Origin of the sequence: Ignisphaera cupida (assembly GCF_030186535.1) — an archaeon.
GTDB lineage: Archaea > Thermoproteota > Thermoprotei_A > Sulfolobales > Ignisphaeraceae > Ignisphaera > Ignisphaera cupida.
This window is the reverse complement of the sequence record NZ_JASNVW010000002.1, coordinates 100,898-115,222: the sequence shown is the minus strand read 5'-3', so window position 1 is coordinate 115,222 and position 14,325 is coordinate 100,898. Positions and strand designations below refer to the sequence as shown.

Sequence of the window (14,325 nt, the reverse complement as noted above, 5' to 3'; positions counted from 1 at the left end):
CATTTATGAAGCATATTTCTCATGTTTATCTGACAAAATAAGTCTTGGCTTAATTCCCATACTCATCATTTCTTGAATCAAAAGCTTAAATGCATATGGTACAGTAACTGGGTACAATATGCCTTTATCACCATGTATTGGACATTCATATACCTCCCTTCTCTTGTTGTACCAGCCAATAAACCCACATAATTCACACACATAAATCACTGTTTTGTCTGAGCTTTCAAGCATTCTTTCTCTCAATAGTGAAGATGCTCCATGACCTATTATAGCATCTCTCTCCATTTCACCAAATCTAAGCCCACCCTCTCTGGCTCTACCCTCAGTAGGTTGTCTAGTTAATAGCTGTACAGGTCCCTTTGGTCTTGCATGTATTTTATCTGCCACCATGTGATGCAGCTTCTGGTAATACACTATTCCAATAAACACTGGGTTTCCTATTAATTCTCCTGTTCTTCCATCATACATAGGTTCTGTTCCATCCATTGGATAGCCAAATACAAACAATTGCTTCTTCAAATCCTCTATGTTCTCCTCAAAGAATGGTGTTCCGTCGACAAATTTTCCTCTAAGCGCTGCTGCCTTACCAGCTATGCTCTCCATGAGCTGGCCAAGAGTCATTCTAGATGGTAGTGCATGTGGATTGATTATAATATCTGGTGTTATGCCATCTACAGTAAATGGCATGTCATATTGTGGTATCAAAGCTCCTAAAACACCTTTTTGGCCATGTCTAGATGCAAACTTGTCTCCGATTTCAGGTATTCTCAAGTCTCTTACCTTAACCTTTATTATTCTATGTCCTTCAGCAGATGTTGAAATAAGTACTGTGTCAACCCATCCAATTTCTCCATGCCTAACAGTTACAGAAGCATCTTTTCTTCTTTGAGCTAAAATGCCATATCCTCTAAATTCTTCTATAAACCTCGGAGGACTTGTTTTACCTATCACAGCTTCGCCTCCCCTAACCGCAACCTCAACCTTTGCAATACCATCATCATCAAGCTTTGTATAGGCTTCTTTACCTCTATATCCTATAACCTTTGTATCTGGAATCTCTATTCTATCTTCTTGACCACCTGGATATCTAAGTTCCTCAGTTGAGTAAAGCCTGAAGAAGTTTGACCTTGCAAGACCTCTATCAACAGATGACTTATTCATTATTATTGCATCCTCCATATTATATCCAGTATAGCTCATCACAGCCACAATCATGTTTTGACCTGATGGCCTATCGTTGTAACCTATTATTGAAAGAGCTCTTGTTTGAACTAATGGTATTTGAGGATAGTGTAATAGATGCGCTCTTGTATCAACTCTGACCAGGAAATTGGCCATGTAGAAACCAAGTGCTTGTTTAGCCATTGCTGATTGATATGCATTTCTAGGTGATTGATTATGCTCAGCATATGGTATTGTTGATGCTGATACACCCATTATTGCTGGTGGCCATATCTCAACATGTGTTGTTTTTTCTGAAACTTCTTCAGGATTCACAGCTATTAATGCATTCTCCTCTTCCTCTGCATCAAGAAGCTCCACAACACCCTCTCTTATCAACATTTCAAATGATTCTCCACTCCTCAACCTCTCTATATGATCTTTTGACAACTTCAGCTTTCCATTTTCAACAACTAGAAGAGGTCTAAGCATTCTACCTGAATCACAATTAACATAAATCTCATTTATGTACTGAGTTTTATAGTGAGCTACATTAACCTCATAACTAATTTTGCCAGCTCTTCTTAGCTCACGAATAGCTTTAACAAAATCTTCACCATTTTGAACATAGCCTACTAACGTTCCATTTAGGTATACTTTAGACCATGTTTTTGCAATTTCATAATCAATTTCGTTATTTCTAAGCTTATTAAAAACTTCTAGCAATGGCATTAAACCTAGTGAGTATAGTGTACTTACCACTTCTTCTTCAGGTACACCAACTGATATTGTAACCATGAGCGCAAGGTTTTTGACCAAGCCACAATTTGGTCCTTCAGGTGTTTCAAATGGGCATAGCCTACCAAACTGTGTTCCATGAAGATCTCTTGCCTCGAAATGTGGCTGACTTCTACTTAATGGTGAAATAACTCTTCTCATGTGGCTTAGTGAAGATAGCCAGTTTGTTCTATCTATTATCTGACTTACTCCAGTTCTACCACCAATCCATGTGCCAGTTGCCATAGCGTGTCTAATTCTCTCAGTAATTATGTCGCTTCTAACATATAGTGCTATGTTAACTCTTTTCTCCTTAACCTTGGCTCTCTCAACTTGGTATCTCAAATCCCTTAAAAAAGCTTTGAATGCAACTCTAAAGAGTAGAGCAAGCATGTCTCCTGCAAGTCTTATTCTCTTATTTGCGTAATGATCTTTATCATCAGCAGGTCTTCTACCAAGCACAAATTCTATTAACTTGCAAGCCATTTGCCCAAGAAAAAGCGCCTTCTTTATTCTATCCTCTGCTTTATTGCCAAGATGTGGAAGGAAATAATGATCAAGTATATACTTTGCTCTTTCAATTCTACTCTCTCTCATCTGCCCTATTGCAACTCTTGATCCTATATAGTCTAAAGCATCGTCAACTGTTGCTATATCACTTGCTTGAACAAATGATGCAAAAAGCTCTTTCTGAATCTCTGGATCAGGTGACACGGCTAGTGCAATATCTCTATCTGTTTCCATCCCAAGCGCCCGCATCAGCACAACAAATGGTATTTTACCTGGTACTGCAGGAAATGAAACATGTAGTGTTCCATCTTTGTGCCTATCAAGAATTACAGGTACTCTAAACCCTGTTGTTGATGATATCACCTTAGCGGTATGAGTAACATTTAATCCTTCTTGACCATAATCAACAATAACTCTATTGGGAGCCAAATCCTCTTGAGCTACAATTATTCTTTCTGTACCATCTATAATGAAGTATCCTCCAGGATCTTTTGGATCCTCACCTATTCTAACCAACTCCTCTTCACTTAGTTTTGTTACTGGATCCCCCTTTGATTTAACCATGAGAGGTATCTCTCCTATTATCACCTCGACTGGTGTTCCAGCAATGTTGTTTTCTACAGGTACTATGGTTACGTATATGGGTATAGCGTATGTTAAGTCCCTATGTCTACATTCCATAGGTGTTATGTTTCTATTTATACTTCCATCAACTTCTCTTATCTGTGGTTCTCCCAGCCTAAACCCCTTTATAATAAGCTTGTATCCTGGTATTGATGTCTCTATAACTGGTTCCTCCATTATAATTTCTTTTAAAGTTCTCTCCAAAAATGTATTGTACGACTCTATGTGGTGTTTTGTAATACCTTTTTCCTTTATAAAAGCTTCTATAATAGCCCATCTATCATCTGCAGAAATTATTTTTGACTCTGGATGAGATTGAGGTATAGGACCTAAAGAAGCGTGAACACTTTGTTTATTTAATATAGATATGCTGCTCATGCTTATTTACCCAGGTACAACATATCTATATACAATTACTTCTCCAGCTGTTGGGCTTTTTCTATAGATTCTAACTATGTCCCCTGGCTTAGCACCAATAGCTCTAGCCACGGGATCACTTGCTCTAAGCCAAGGCAGTTGCTCTGGCTTAACACCATATTTTCGCAATACTTGAATTCCTTCCTCAATACTTAAAACCTCATGCCTTGGCACAAGCTCATGTTCCAATACCTTGCTCAAGTCCTGTAAAGATCTTTTTTTACCAGCCATTAATTACACCAAAGCAGCATAAAAATCAAATTCAGTGTGAAATAGTGTATTTTGAAATACTGCTTATAAGCTCAACTCAGAAAAAGAAGCATATAAGCCTTTTAACACAACTCTAAAAGAAACATTTTTGGAGAGGGCCCGTAGCTCAGCTAGGTAGAGCGGCGGGCTTTTAACCCGTAGGTCCCGGGTTCAAATCCCGGCGGGCCCGCCACAAAAACACTTTCTATGGTTAAACTATTTCTATGCTAGAATCACTTAAAACCTGCTAATGAGTTGCAGATCTTGGAAAATATGTTGCAATGTTGTCTAAAGCAAATCTTTGAATTCTTTTTAAACCTATAGCAGATGCTACATAGAGTAATGCACCAAGAAACTGTTTAACACCTATAGGTGCTTTTGCAACCAGATGTTTTGACAATGATTTTATCTTTTTTATGGCATCGTAAATTGATAGAGCGATTAACTCTAGATTTCTTGTATTCAAATCTTTATGTGTTTTCATCATATCTTTAGATTTTCTGAGACTGCCAGATGGTATAAATGGCAGTGGAAATATAAAAACATTGTAGTGTTCAAGTCTCTCCAAAAGTTTTATATTCATTTCTATATCCTCAACAGTTTCCTGTGGTAGATTAATAATTATGGTTGCACATATCCACCATCCACATTCATTTAGCAAAGCCACGGCATCTTCTACTATCCTTGGCCACTCCTCATAGCTAAACGGCTTTGGCTTTCCAGGAGCAATCATTTTTATTATTCTTGGGCTTGCACTTTCTATACCCATTTGTATTATTGACATGTTTCTATCGCTAAGCCCTAGCATATCACTAATAATTTTGACTAATCTTGGATTAACTAATGCCGTTGATGCTGTTACAAAATCTATTGAAACATCATCAACACCTGGAGCTTTCATGACTCTAGACAACAACTCCACAACTTTTTCTTCGTTGGGCAACAAAGATGTTGAGCCATATCTCAAAAAGTCTTCTGAATGCAATGTTATGTTTCTCTCACCACCAGCAACATTGACCATCACCTCCCTTACTACTTTTTCAATTGGTATTGTTCTAAACATTAATAGTGTTGGATTACAAAATAAACAGCCTCTTCCACAACCTCTAGTAACCTCTACAATACCTCTCGAAGGTGTTCTAATAACAGGTATTTTATCTACAGGTACTGGTGAGCCTTTTACATAACGTGGAATCTTCATACCATCTAAAACCATTCTAAAAATTCTTGGTGCAATTAATTCTCCCTCACCCTCGACAATACAATCTATGCCAAGCCTTTGTTGAAGTCCACTATCCACTATTTCCCAAACACCTTGACCTCCAACTACAACCTTAATTCTACTTCTATACCTCTTCACAACATCACTATTGAATATCTTCATCGTTGCCCAAGACATGTATGATTGAAGCCGTGTTTCAACACCCATGAGACTAAGAGCAACACGCAAAAGAGCTGTGCCATAGTTTATGCCAAGAGGATCTAAAACACTAATACCCAAAACACGTGTCTCAGATCCTATGGCCCTATCTAACTTTCTAGGATCAACAATAGCTACATCATTTCTGGAAAAACCATTATCAAGTAAAGCTGCTTCAATTTTGCATAGTCCATATTGACTCGTCTTCATTCTGCCACGTTCATCACTTAAAGTAGGGAAAATAAAGTTGCCCAAGATACTAGGAAAAACATCCATAGGCAAACCTGAGGCAAAACCAAGATAAGTATGGTGATATGTACTTACAAGAGATTCATCACCAGTAAGCACAATTTTAAAGCCATTAAACTTTGTCATGAAAAACCCTTTTATAAAAACTAATCAAAGTATTTGAGTGTATTCTTCAACAACTCTATAATGTCTACAATTAAAAATCTCGTTTCTTCTAGAAATAGAAAAGTTTATGAGCTTTTTAATTTATGTTAACCGTGAATTAATTTCTGCTTTCAGCAATTTACGCAAAGTCTCAACAGTTTTGAAAATCTGATTAACTTTCTCAAATTAAGCTCTAAAATCATGGAGCAAGCTAATTAAAGGAAGCAAGACTCTTATTAACTGATGATCAATTGTTTGAAGCCGCCGGCGGGATTTGAACCCGCGACCACCGGCTTACAAGGCCGGCGCTCTACCAGGCTGAGCTACGGCGGCTCTGTTGGTACACTATACCGTGAAGGGTTTTTGAATTTTGCTGTTAATTCCTGTAAATTGGGTTGTTTTATAGTTAATTGTGAAATGCAAAGTTTTATAAGCACTGGTCTCATCTATTTCCTAAAGCTTGCTTAGGCAATAAGAATACTGCTTCAAGTCTATATGATTATCTCAAATGAGGTGCGCATACCATTCCTTTCGGCAGCTGCCCATGAACTCATGTTGATAACATGTAATGTATAGACAAGGCAGAAGTTCCTTAGAGTGACCATGAACAAAGATGGTTAGAAATAAACATTAAGAGACAAATGGTTGTGTATAGAAAAACTTTTTATGTTATTTACTTAAATGTTTTATATGGTGTTGAAGACTTTGAGCAATCCTGAATTAGCTGAAAGTGTTCCAATGTTTTATAGAGCTTTTTTGCAAATTGCAAATTTTGTTATGAGTTCTCTGTCTATTCTTAAGAGAACCCAAGTTGAGGCTTTCATTAAGGTTTTAGAGGAAGCTTATAAAGGTAATAGAAAAGTACTTGTTATGGGTGCTGGTAGAAGTGGTCTTGTTGGAAGAGCATTTGCTATGAGGCTTAAGCATTTAGGCTATGATGTATATGTTTTGGGCGATACCATTGTTTCACCTGTAGAAAAAGGTGATGTTGTTATAGCCATTTCAGGCTCTGGAAGAACAGCGTTAATAGTTACAGCTGCAGAAGCTGCAAAAAGGGTTAATGCCATAGTTGTTGCAATAACAACTTATATAGATTCTCCACTAGCTAAAATAGCTGATATCGTGGTTGAGGTTCCTGGAAGAACAAAGATAAGTGATATTGAAGACTATTTCGCTAGACAAGTACTTGGATTACACGAGCCCTTGGCACCACTTGGAACACTGTTTGAGGATTGCACAATGGTTTTTCTAGATGCTATTATAGCAGAGCTTATGCATAGACTTGGAAAGGATGAAAATGAGCTTAGAAGACGCCATGCAAATATAGAGGTATAAAATTAATATAAGAAAATTGTTGCATGTACTTATTTTTAACCAAAGAGAGCCGACAAACCTTCAGCCAACTGCTCCTCAGAAACACCCTCCTTCTTCTCCTCCTTCTCCTCAACCTTCTGAGGCTGCTGAGCCTGCTGAACCTCGGTTTGTGTCTGTACAACACTAACTTGTAGTTGTTGTGCGAGTTCCGGTGATTTGGATGCTAGTAGCTGCGCCAAGGCATAAGCCTTTGAAATGGCAGATGAGAATACTATTGCCACTGTCTCTTTTGTTATTAAACCTGATTCTGCTGCAAGTCTTAACGCTCTTGAATATGCTTTAAATAGTGATGTTTTTACAACAATGGGGTCTGGCACAACAATTTCTGATGCTATGTTTATAGCATTTGATATCGCTTCTGCAAAGTCTTTTCTATATGCATCAATGTCTAGAACAAGCTTATCCCCAGATATGACAACACCCCTCTCATAAGCAGCTTTTATAGATGCTCTTACAAACTTTGGTTCAATGCCTAGCTTTTCAAATAATGATGAAAGTTCAGGTGTAACAGTATCGCCTGGTCTAGCCACAACAGATTCTTTAGCTATCCAAATAACGCCATCTCTTACTTGTATTGGTATTTTAAGTTTGCTGAAAAGACTCATCATGGGACCTGGTTTAACATCTGTTTTCATTGATGGAACGACAATTTCATGCTCTATCTTTTCTCCAGGTGTTGCTTTCCAGGGCATTACAATCTTGTCTAGTAATAGCTTTGCCTCAAATGGATTAGCATTAATAAATACTGCTATGTTTTGTTGTTGCAAAAACTTTGCAAACTCATCCACATTAGCCATGCCAAGCTCCTTCATCGCAATGTAGAGCAAGTTATTCTTGAAAAGCTTTACTACACCAACACCTTCCAGTTTTTTCCTAAGAAATGTCAAATATCTTGATGGGAGATTTGATGAATCTATTAAAATAAGTGTTCTGTATTCTAATAAAAGCTTCTTCGCCTCCTCAACAACTTTTCTCTTTTCCTCAATAGCTTTTCTAGCACGCTGTTCTTCAGCAACTTGTTTAGAATGCATCTTAACTATTTTATTTAACTCTCTTACAAACTTTGCCTTCATGGCTCTTAACCACCTCTACACAACCTCTATAGCCGGGCTGCTCGTGGTTTTAACATATATCTTTGCAACTGTTAACAAAGGTCTTTTAATTTTTTCTTCTACATAGCTTAAAACATGTATTGCATTTTCAACTAGTTCATCTATAGACATTTTCTCTACACCAATTTTACATCCAACCCATGGCTGTTCTTTAGAGTGTAGTCTGATAGCATTTTTATAGCGAGTAATTAATTGTGGTATATCTGCTGTTGGTGGAAATGGTATAGGCGCTTTTCCTCTAGGTCCTAGAGCTGGGCCCAGAACCCTGCCTGCAACTCCCATCAAATCAGATTTAACTAATATCCAGTCACATCTATTAGCAATCTTCTTAGCATTTTTCTTATCAATTTTCGCCAAATCACTTTTTCCTATACCCATAAAAGCTCCTGCCTCAATTGCTTTCTGAACCATAGCATCATCTGTAACAACACATACCTTAATATCTTTGCCAACACCTTTAGGAAGAAACACTGTATCTCTGAATCTAAACTCCTGCTGCTTCTTCACATCCACACCTCTAAAGGTTAATATTAACTCAATAGACTGAACATATTTCCAAGGTCTTTTAACCTGCAAAGCTAGCTGAATTGCATTTTTCAAAGGCTCTCTTAACTCATTTAATGAGGAGCTCATCTACATCACCTCTTAGACCACTCACCTTCATACTTTTTCAAAATCTCATCATATAGACCTTTATCTAGTTCTACGCTAACCTCCTTCGGATCCTTCCCCTCTACTGTAAGGCCTATTGACCTAGCTGATCCAAGAATTATTTTCACAGCAGATTTAAGGCTTTTAGCATTCAGCTCTGTTTTTTTAAGTAAAGCTACTTTAATCACATCTTCCAAGCTTATGTTACCAATTTTTTTGTGTGCAGGATCTCCAGATGGTTCAGATACCTTAGCCATGCTAAGCAATAAGCTTGTTGTTGTTGGCAATTCCAGAAACACATCATATTTTTTCGTGTCTAAATCAATAACAAGTTTAACCGTTACTGTTTGACCTTTGTAAGCCTCAGTCATCTTATTTATTTCATTAATAACCTCACTTATGTTAAGCCCAGCATCAGCTATTGCAGGACCCAGAGGAGGTGCATTTGTTGCTTTACCTCCTTCTATTTGGGCCTTTACCACCTTTATTCTTGCCATATCACTCACTCTCTTTTGGCTAGCCTAATATAGTCTACAGGAACAGTTATTGTTAAGGGGTAGCTAGCTTCTAAAACATTTAATGAAACCTCGTTTTTAACTTTATCAACACTAACAACTCTTGCTTTCATTCCTCTAAATGGACCTGCTATAATTTCTACCTCTTCACCTTCCTTCAGCATATCGATAAGAGGCTTTGGTTTTAGCAATGATTCCAAATCCTCCCATTTAAGAGTACCTGAAGCTCTTCCTTTTACATGTTTCAATCCTCTTATAGCTTCATAAACAACATGAAGACCTGGAGTCTCCATAACCACATAACCTTTTAGATTTGGCAAGGAAACAATTGAGTATATAGGCAAATCTAATGTTTTAGCTCTTACTTCAAGCATTAGCAATACGTTAAGTTCTTGACCAGCTGTAGTTCTAACAGCAAAGAAGGTACTTTGTCTTGTGATACTTACATCACTTTCTTGTTTTTGAATATCTTTGTCTTGTCTTTCTTTTTCTAACATTTTCAACACCATTTAAGAAATTGAAGCTATGCCAAGTGCAGTCATTAGATAATAAAGCCCAGTTGCTATACCAAATGATATTAAGCCTGTAAGTGTAAATCCAAGTAGTGTCAACTTTAAAATCTGCTTAAATTCATTTGCATCAGGTTTCTCTGCCAGTTCAAGCACTTTGCCCATGTCTTTAAATGCTTCTCTTAATGTTTTTGACACCTTTTAACCCTCACAAACCTGCTGTCTATACAAGCTTACCTAAAAAGCATTTTAAGCACAATAGCAGGATCATACTCAATTAAATCATTGTATCCCTGACCAACACCTAGGTATGCAATTGGTTTGCCAACACCAATGATTGTTGTTAATGCTGCACCACCATTTGCATCAGCATCAACTTTTGTCAATACAACAACATCTACACCAACAGCTTCCTCAAAACCCTTTAGTTGTTCTAATGCATCATTGCCAGTTAAAGCATCTAAAACAAGAAGCTTTAAATGAGGTTTAACAACCCTTGCCACTTTTCTAAGCTCATTCATTAAATCTATGTCAACATGCATTCTACCAGCAGTATCAATTAAAACAACATCAAAATTATTTTTCTGAGCATAAACAATGGCATCAAATGCTATAGCTGCTGGATCTGAGCCGTATCTACCACCAATAAATGTTACACCAATTCTTTCAGCATGCTTTTTTAGCTGCTCCTGAGCACCAGCTCTAAATGTATCTGCTGCAGCTACCACAACTTTAAACCCATTTGTTTTCAGAATGTGTGCTATCTTAGCTATTGTAGTTGTCTTTCCAACTCCATTGACACCCATGAACATAATTTTAACTGGTTTCTCCTTGGCCAATACACTCTTCACAAAATTCATTAGTTTAAAGGTGCCTACACCTTTTAACATTTCCTCAAGCGATTTTTCCACAGCTGTATCTATGTAATTTTTCGCATCATCTCCTCGCCTAATCTTTTTACCCATTAACTGCTGCTTGATTTCATTTACAATTTTTTCTGCTACATCATATGCAACATCAGATTCTATAAGCTGTATGAAAAGATTATTACAGTACTCATCAATTTCCTTTTCACTTAGAGTTCTATATAGAATAGCTTCTGAAATTTGTTGTGCAAAATCTTGAAGAACTTTCTTTATCTTTGAAAACAATGAAAAAACCTTAAATTAGCTTCGTTTCTCACTTATACTACTTTTTTGCAGCATAGCTACATATTCTTGAATTTTCTTCTGAATTTGATTATATAACTCAGTTAATTTTCTTAATTCAGTTTCAGTTTCTCTAAGCTCTTCTGTCAATTCTTTCTCATATTCCATAAGAACATTCTTAGCTTTATCAATTGGCAAAGATATATAGTATTCCTTGCCAAGTCTAACAATAGCTTCATCAACTGACAAAAGCTTTGCTTTAACAAATACATAGCCATTTCTATCCAATGAAGCAAACACATCTTGCTGAGAAAGCTTCTGAATTTCCCCAAGTGTGTCATAAGCAATTCTAATCTCTTGTAATTCAGATGATAATGCTAAAGATCTTGTTTGAACAACTCTAATGGCTTCTCTAAGCTCCTCAAGCTGTATAAGTAGTTGTTGAATAACTTCCTCAGCTCTGGTCCTGTCTACACTCATTTAATCACCATTCTAGTTAGTGTGGACAAGTCTCTTACATACTTGCTTTCAGCTTTCTCCAAAGGTATTTCCTCAATTTTAAGTATCTTTATATTTGCTCTCTTCACCTTATGCCTACTTCCAAGCACTGAATATATGTATTCTAATGCGTGTTTCTCATTTAATGCTCTTACCTCAACTGAGAACCTCTGCCACGTTGGCAGCTTGTCAGCAGATATTAGCATTACACCCTCTACTCTATATATCTTCACATTGGTCATGAGGTTACCACCCTAAACACCTTACTTATTCTCAAAATCTCAGGACCTGTAGTTCTATCTCCGACTAAAATTCCTTTTGTATTACCAACAAGACCAGACTTTATAAATCCAACTCCAAAATTAACCGTTCCTATGTCAAATGGAACCTGGAAAGTATTTGATAAATACTCAAGCTCATTTTCATTAGCATCAGGATGAACAAGACCTGCAATATTATTAACAAATGCTATTGAACCAACTGTTGGAAAACCAGCAATAATACCTTTCTCAACTGTTTCAACAGCTAGAACATCAACGACAACTTTTTTCAATTCTTCATATGCCTCCGGATGAATTAATGCAGCTTTGTCATTAACTAAACAAACATTTCCAAGTGCTGTAAACCTTGTCTTCACAACCTCAACATTTACATCAATACTATTCTTCAAAATTCTGAATTCCCAATCTTTAACAATGTGAGGAACCAAAACACCTCTATTGTTACCAGCAATGAATATTCCCAATAAACTTGTATCAGCAATAGACACTCTTATTACAGGAACTTGAAGAGTTTTTGAAACAAGCTTTGAAAATTTTTCGTCAGAATCAGATGGTATTAAAACAAATTTGTCTGTTGCAAAAACAAATACGCCTATATTTGGATTTCCCTTATAATTTGTTCTCTCAATAATAACCATTCTGTTACCTCTTCACCTCAACAGCAAGCATTGCTTTGTAAATACCATTATCTATCTTTAAAAACCTCACCAGTATTTTTCTTGGTGGTTTCTCTATCTTTCTGCTATAGATAAACATGCTTATTGCTGGATCTAGAATAACCTTTCCACCTAAATGCCTTTCCAAAAACTTTCTTATATAGCTTATTACTCTCTTACCCCTATCTCTTCTACTTCCAGCTCTATAAACATGTCTAAGTGGTATTAGATATATACCCTCATTCTTGTCCTTAGGCATTTTAAACATCACCCAACTTGGATCTTCTCCAATTCCTTAGTCTATAGCCTCTCATAACTTTTCTAATTGTTTTTATAGCTACCCACACAGGTATTGGTTGATTAGATTTTTCTCTATTTATGAGCCTAAGCTTTTTAGCCAATGGCTTATTTCTAGCCATTTTCGACATCTCTCATTTTTCACGTATACTAATCCTAAAATCTTTTCTTGTTCTTTCATAGATCTCTGCTAGTATACTCTTTAACTCCTCATCTGTTATAGGCTGTGATATTCTACCCTGTAATGCAAGAGCTATTAACCTATCCTCAACAGCTCTAGCAATTTCTGGTCTAACAAGCCTAATATTTGAAAGTCTTTCCCTAGCTTCTGGAGTCAGAATAGTTCTTAGTATTTCCTGTCTTCTTACTTCTTCCTCTAACTCTCTTTTTCTCCTCTCCTCTTCGCGTCTTCTAGCAAGAATCTCCCTATATCTTTTTTCAAGTAACGCCTCTACCTCATCACTATCACTATAAATCTGAGCATCTTCAAACAATTTGCATCACCCATTAGCCATAAGTCAAATATAATAATCTTGTTGCTAGTGGCTAATTAACTTGTTGCTGCAATAAGTGATTTGGGGGCGTATTTTGAAAGTTCTGGCGATGTTCTTAATAAATCCTTGAATATTTCCAAAGCCATTCTGTCTAATAGTTTTCTCCCCTCATCTGATATTACCCTTCCTCTTTCCGTCTTTTTTACAAGTCCAGCTTTTTCTAGTTGCTGTAAAATCTTTCTTATATTAGATCCTCCACATTTCCTAAAGTGAGGTGGTGCCGACCCTCTTCTTTTTAAACCACCAAAAATTGTTCTGAAGGTTTCTATTCCCAGAGGTTCTTCAGCTAGGTAAAGCTTTCTAAGAATTGCAGCAGCTCTTACATACCACCAGTCTGCATTATCAGGAACTCTTTCTCTGTGAGAACCTGTTTTTGAGAATAAAGCCCATTGTGGAGGTTTAACCATAGGAACATTGCTTTTTAGATACTCGGCTAGTCTCTTTATCAGCATATCTGCTGGAACATCTCTAACAGTGACCATGGCTTATCAAACCAACAACTAAATACCTTTTCTTGCTTTCTTTTCACGCTTTCTGCTTATAAGCACATATGTATATCCTCTTTCATCTGCAAGAAAAGCATTAAGAAGTTCGGCAAGCTTCTTTACATCATCTCCGCTTACAATGTTTCGAGCACTTTTCAATATTCTTATCTTCACAATTCCATGATCTTTTAAGCGTCTCTTTATTTCCTCGACAACACCTTCATGCAAACCAAGTTTTCCTATATTCACATCAGCTCTATGCTGAGCTATCTTAAGCTTTTTAAGCTCCTTAAAACTTCCTTTAACTTTCATTACTTCCTCTCCTCACAAATTGATACCTATGTATCCAACCACAATAAAGACATCTTGTTACAACTCTTAAAACTTTTCCATCTCTACGTGTTCTGACTCTTGCATTGAATCCTGGCACCATAATAGTGTAGCAGTTTTTGCAAATCCACCTTCGCATTTCTCTCGGAATTTTAATTCTATTCCTCATAGAAATTCTTCTTATCAACTCTCCATACCTCTTAGCCAAGTCTATGTAACCATTCTTAACAGCTTCAACACCTAACCTAAATAAAATATCCATTCTCTCTAAAGCAATATCTCTAATACTAATGCTCTCACGTCTCTTCATTTTCATGCCATGCCAAAGAAAGATTAGATAGGAAAATAAGCTTTTAAGGCA

Annotated in this window: 19 protein-coding genes and 2 tRNA genes; 2 read left to right on the top strand and 19 right to left on the bottom strand. The window is 36.8% G+C overall.

The genetic code is table 11. From position 1 onward, the window contains the following. Positions 1 to 3: 3 nt before the first annotated feature. Both QPL79_RS04105 and QPL79_RS04100 read right to left on the bottom strand, forming a co-directional pair. On the bottom strand, positions 4 to 3,453 hold the full coding sequence (locus tag QPL79_RS04105) for a DNA-directed RNA polymerase subunit B (RefSeq protein ID WP_285273519.1): 3,450 nt from the start codon (positions 3,451 to 3,453) through the stop codon (positions 4 to 6). Positions 3,454 to 3,459: 6 nt separating this feature from the next. Then, positions 3,460 to 3,723, bottom strand: coding sequence for a DNA-directed RNA polymerase subunit H (locus QPL79_RS04100; RefSeq protein WP_285273518.1), 264 nt, complete (start codon positions 3,721 to 3,723; stop codon positions 3,460 to 3,462). 134 nt (positions 3,724 to 3,857) lie between these two features. Between QPL79_RS04100 and QPL79_RS04095 the strand changes: the two genes are divergently transcribed. Then, positions 3,858 to 3,934 (top strand) — tRNA-Lys (locus tag QPL79_RS04095). 54 nt (positions 3,935 to 3,988) lie between these two features. Here the strand turns inward: QPL79_RS04095 and QPL79_RS04090 are convergent. Together QPL79_RS04090 and QPL79_RS04085 are read right to left on the bottom strand one after the other, a co-directional pair. Continuing rightward, positions 3,989 to 5,536 carry a B12-binding domain-containing radical SAM protein gene (locus QPL79_RS04090; protein WP_285273517.1) on the bottom strand — a complete coding sequence of 516 codons (1,548 nt, stop codon included), beginning with the start codon at positions 5,534 to 5,536 and terminating at the stop codon, positions 3,989 to 3,991. A gap of 277 nt (positions 5,537 to 5,813) precedes the next feature. After that, a tRNA-Thr gene (locus tag QPL79_RS04085) sits at positions 5,814 to 5,887 on the bottom strand. 405 nt (positions 5,888 to 6,292) lie between these two features. Between QPL79_RS04085 and hxlB the strand changes: the two genes are divergently transcribed. After that, a complete protein-coding gene (gene hxlB, locus QPL79_RS04080; protein WP_350309080.1) occupies positions 6,293 to 6,889 on the top strand; it encodes a 6-phospho-3-hexuloisomerase in 597 nt (198 codons plus the stop codon). A 35-nt stretch (positions 6,890 to 6,924) separates the two neighbouring features. Here hxlB and QPL79_RS04075 read toward each other — a convergent pair whose 3' ends face one another. The 15 genes from QPL79_RS04075 to QPL79_RS04005 form a co-directional block, all read right to left on the bottom strand. Next, positions 6,925 to 8,001, bottom strand: coding sequence for a 50S ribosomal protein L10 (locus QPL79_RS04075; protein ID WP_285273516.1), 1,077 nt, complete (start codon positions 7,999 to 8,001; stop codon positions 6,925 to 6,927). Between the two features lie 15 nt (positions 8,002 to 8,016). Beyond that, on the bottom strand, positions 8,017 to 8,673 hold the full coding sequence (locus QPL79_RS04070; RefSeq protein ID WP_285273515.1) for a 50S ribosomal protein L1: 657 nt from the start codon (positions 8,671 to 8,673) through the stop codon (positions 8,017 to 8,019). A 5-nt stretch (positions 8,674 to 8,678) separates the two neighbouring features. Then, positions 8,679 to 9,188, bottom strand: a complete 510-nt coding sequence (locus tag QPL79_RS04065; protein WP_285273514.1) for a 50S ribosomal protein L11 — start codon at positions 9,186 to 9,188, stop codon at positions 8,679 to 8,681. 5 nt (positions 9,189 to 9,193) lie between these two features. Continuing rightward, the gene (locus QPL79_RS04060) at positions 9,194 to 9,703 is read right to left on the bottom strand and encodes a transcription elongation factor Spt5 (protein ID WP_285273513.1); all 510 of its coding nucleotides are present in this window, start codon (positions 9,701 to 9,703) and stop codon (positions 9,194 to 9,196) included. 12 nt (positions 9,704 to 9,715) lie between these two features. After that, on the bottom strand, positions 9,716 to 9,913 hold the full coding sequence (locus QPL79_RS04055; protein WP_285273512.1) for a SecE/sec61-gamma family protein translocase subunit: 198 nt from the start codon (positions 9,911 to 9,913) through the stop codon (positions 9,716 to 9,718). Positions 9,914 to 9,948: 35 nt separating this feature from the next. Beyond that, positions 9,949 to 10,866 (bottom strand): signal recognition particle-docking protein FtsY, encoded by a 918-nt coding sequence (ftsY, locus tag QPL79_RS04050; protein ID WP_285273511.1) that lies wholly within the window; start codon positions 10,864 to 10,866, stop codon positions 9,949 to 9,951. Between the two features lie 15 nt (positions 10,867 to 10,881). Continuing rightward, the gene (pfdA, locus tag QPL79_RS04045; RefSeq protein ID WP_285273510.1) at positions 10,882 to 11,343 is read right to left on the bottom strand and encodes a prefoldin subunit alpha; all 462 of its coding nucleotides are present in this window, start codon (positions 11,341 to 11,343) and stop codon (positions 10,882 to 10,884) included. Next, on the bottom strand, positions 11,340 to 11,603 hold the full coding sequence (rpl18a, locus tag QPL79_RS04040; protein ID WP_285273509.1) for a 50S ribosomal protein L18Ae: 264 nt from the start codon (positions 11,601 to 11,603) through the stop codon (positions 11,340 to 11,342). The genes pfdA and rpl18a overlap by 4 nt, the downstream gene beginning before the upstream one ends. After that, positions 11,600 to 12,280 (bottom strand): translation initiation factor IF-6, encoded by a 681-nt coding sequence (locus QPL79_RS04035; protein ID WP_285273508.1) that lies wholly within the window; start codon positions 12,278 to 12,280, stop codon positions 11,600 to 11,602. Before QPL79_RS04035 ends, rpl18a begins: the two co-directional genes overlap by 4 nt. A 4-nt stretch (positions 12,281 to 12,284) precedes the next feature. Further along, positions 12,285 to 12,557, bottom strand: a complete 273-nt coding sequence (locus QPL79_RS04030) for a 50S ribosomal protein L31e (protein WP_285273507.1) — start codon at positions 12,555 to 12,557, stop codon at positions 12,285 to 12,287. A gap of 1 nt (position 12,558) precedes the next feature. Next, the gene (locus QPL79_RS04025) at positions 12,559 to 12,717 is read right to left on the bottom strand and encodes a 50S ribosomal protein L39e (protein ID WP_285273506.1); all 159 of its coding nucleotides are present in this window, start codon (positions 12,715 to 12,717) and stop codon (positions 12,559 to 12,561) included. A 12-nt stretch (positions 12,718 to 12,729) separates the two neighbouring features. Further along, a complete protein-coding gene (locus QPL79_RS04020; protein WP_350309079.1) occupies positions 12,730 to 13,071 on the bottom strand; it encodes a DNA-binding protein in 342 nt (113 codons plus the stop codon). A 74-nt stretch (positions 13,072 to 13,145) separates the two neighbouring features. Further along, complete coding sequence (locus tag QPL79_RS04015) at positions 13,146 to 13,631, bottom strand: 30S ribosomal protein S19e (RefSeq protein ID WP_285273504.1); 486 nt, start codon at positions 13,629 to 13,631, stop codon at positions 13,146 to 13,148. An 18-nt stretch (positions 13,632 to 13,649) separates the two neighbouring features. Then, on the bottom strand, positions 13,650 to 13,946 hold the full coding sequence (locus tag QPL79_RS04010) for a YhbY family RNA-binding protein (RefSeq protein WP_285273503.1): 297 nt from the start codon (positions 13,944 to 13,946) through the stop codon (positions 13,650 to 13,652). Next, complete coding sequence (locus QPL79_RS04005) at positions 13,936 to 14,274, bottom strand: ribonuclease P protein component 4 (protein WP_285273502.1); 339 nt, start codon at positions 14,272 to 14,274, stop codon at positions 13,936 to 13,938. The genes QPL79_RS04010 and QPL79_RS04005 overlap by 11 nt, the downstream gene beginning before the upstream one ends. Positions 14,275 to 14,325 lie beyond the last annotated feature (51 nt).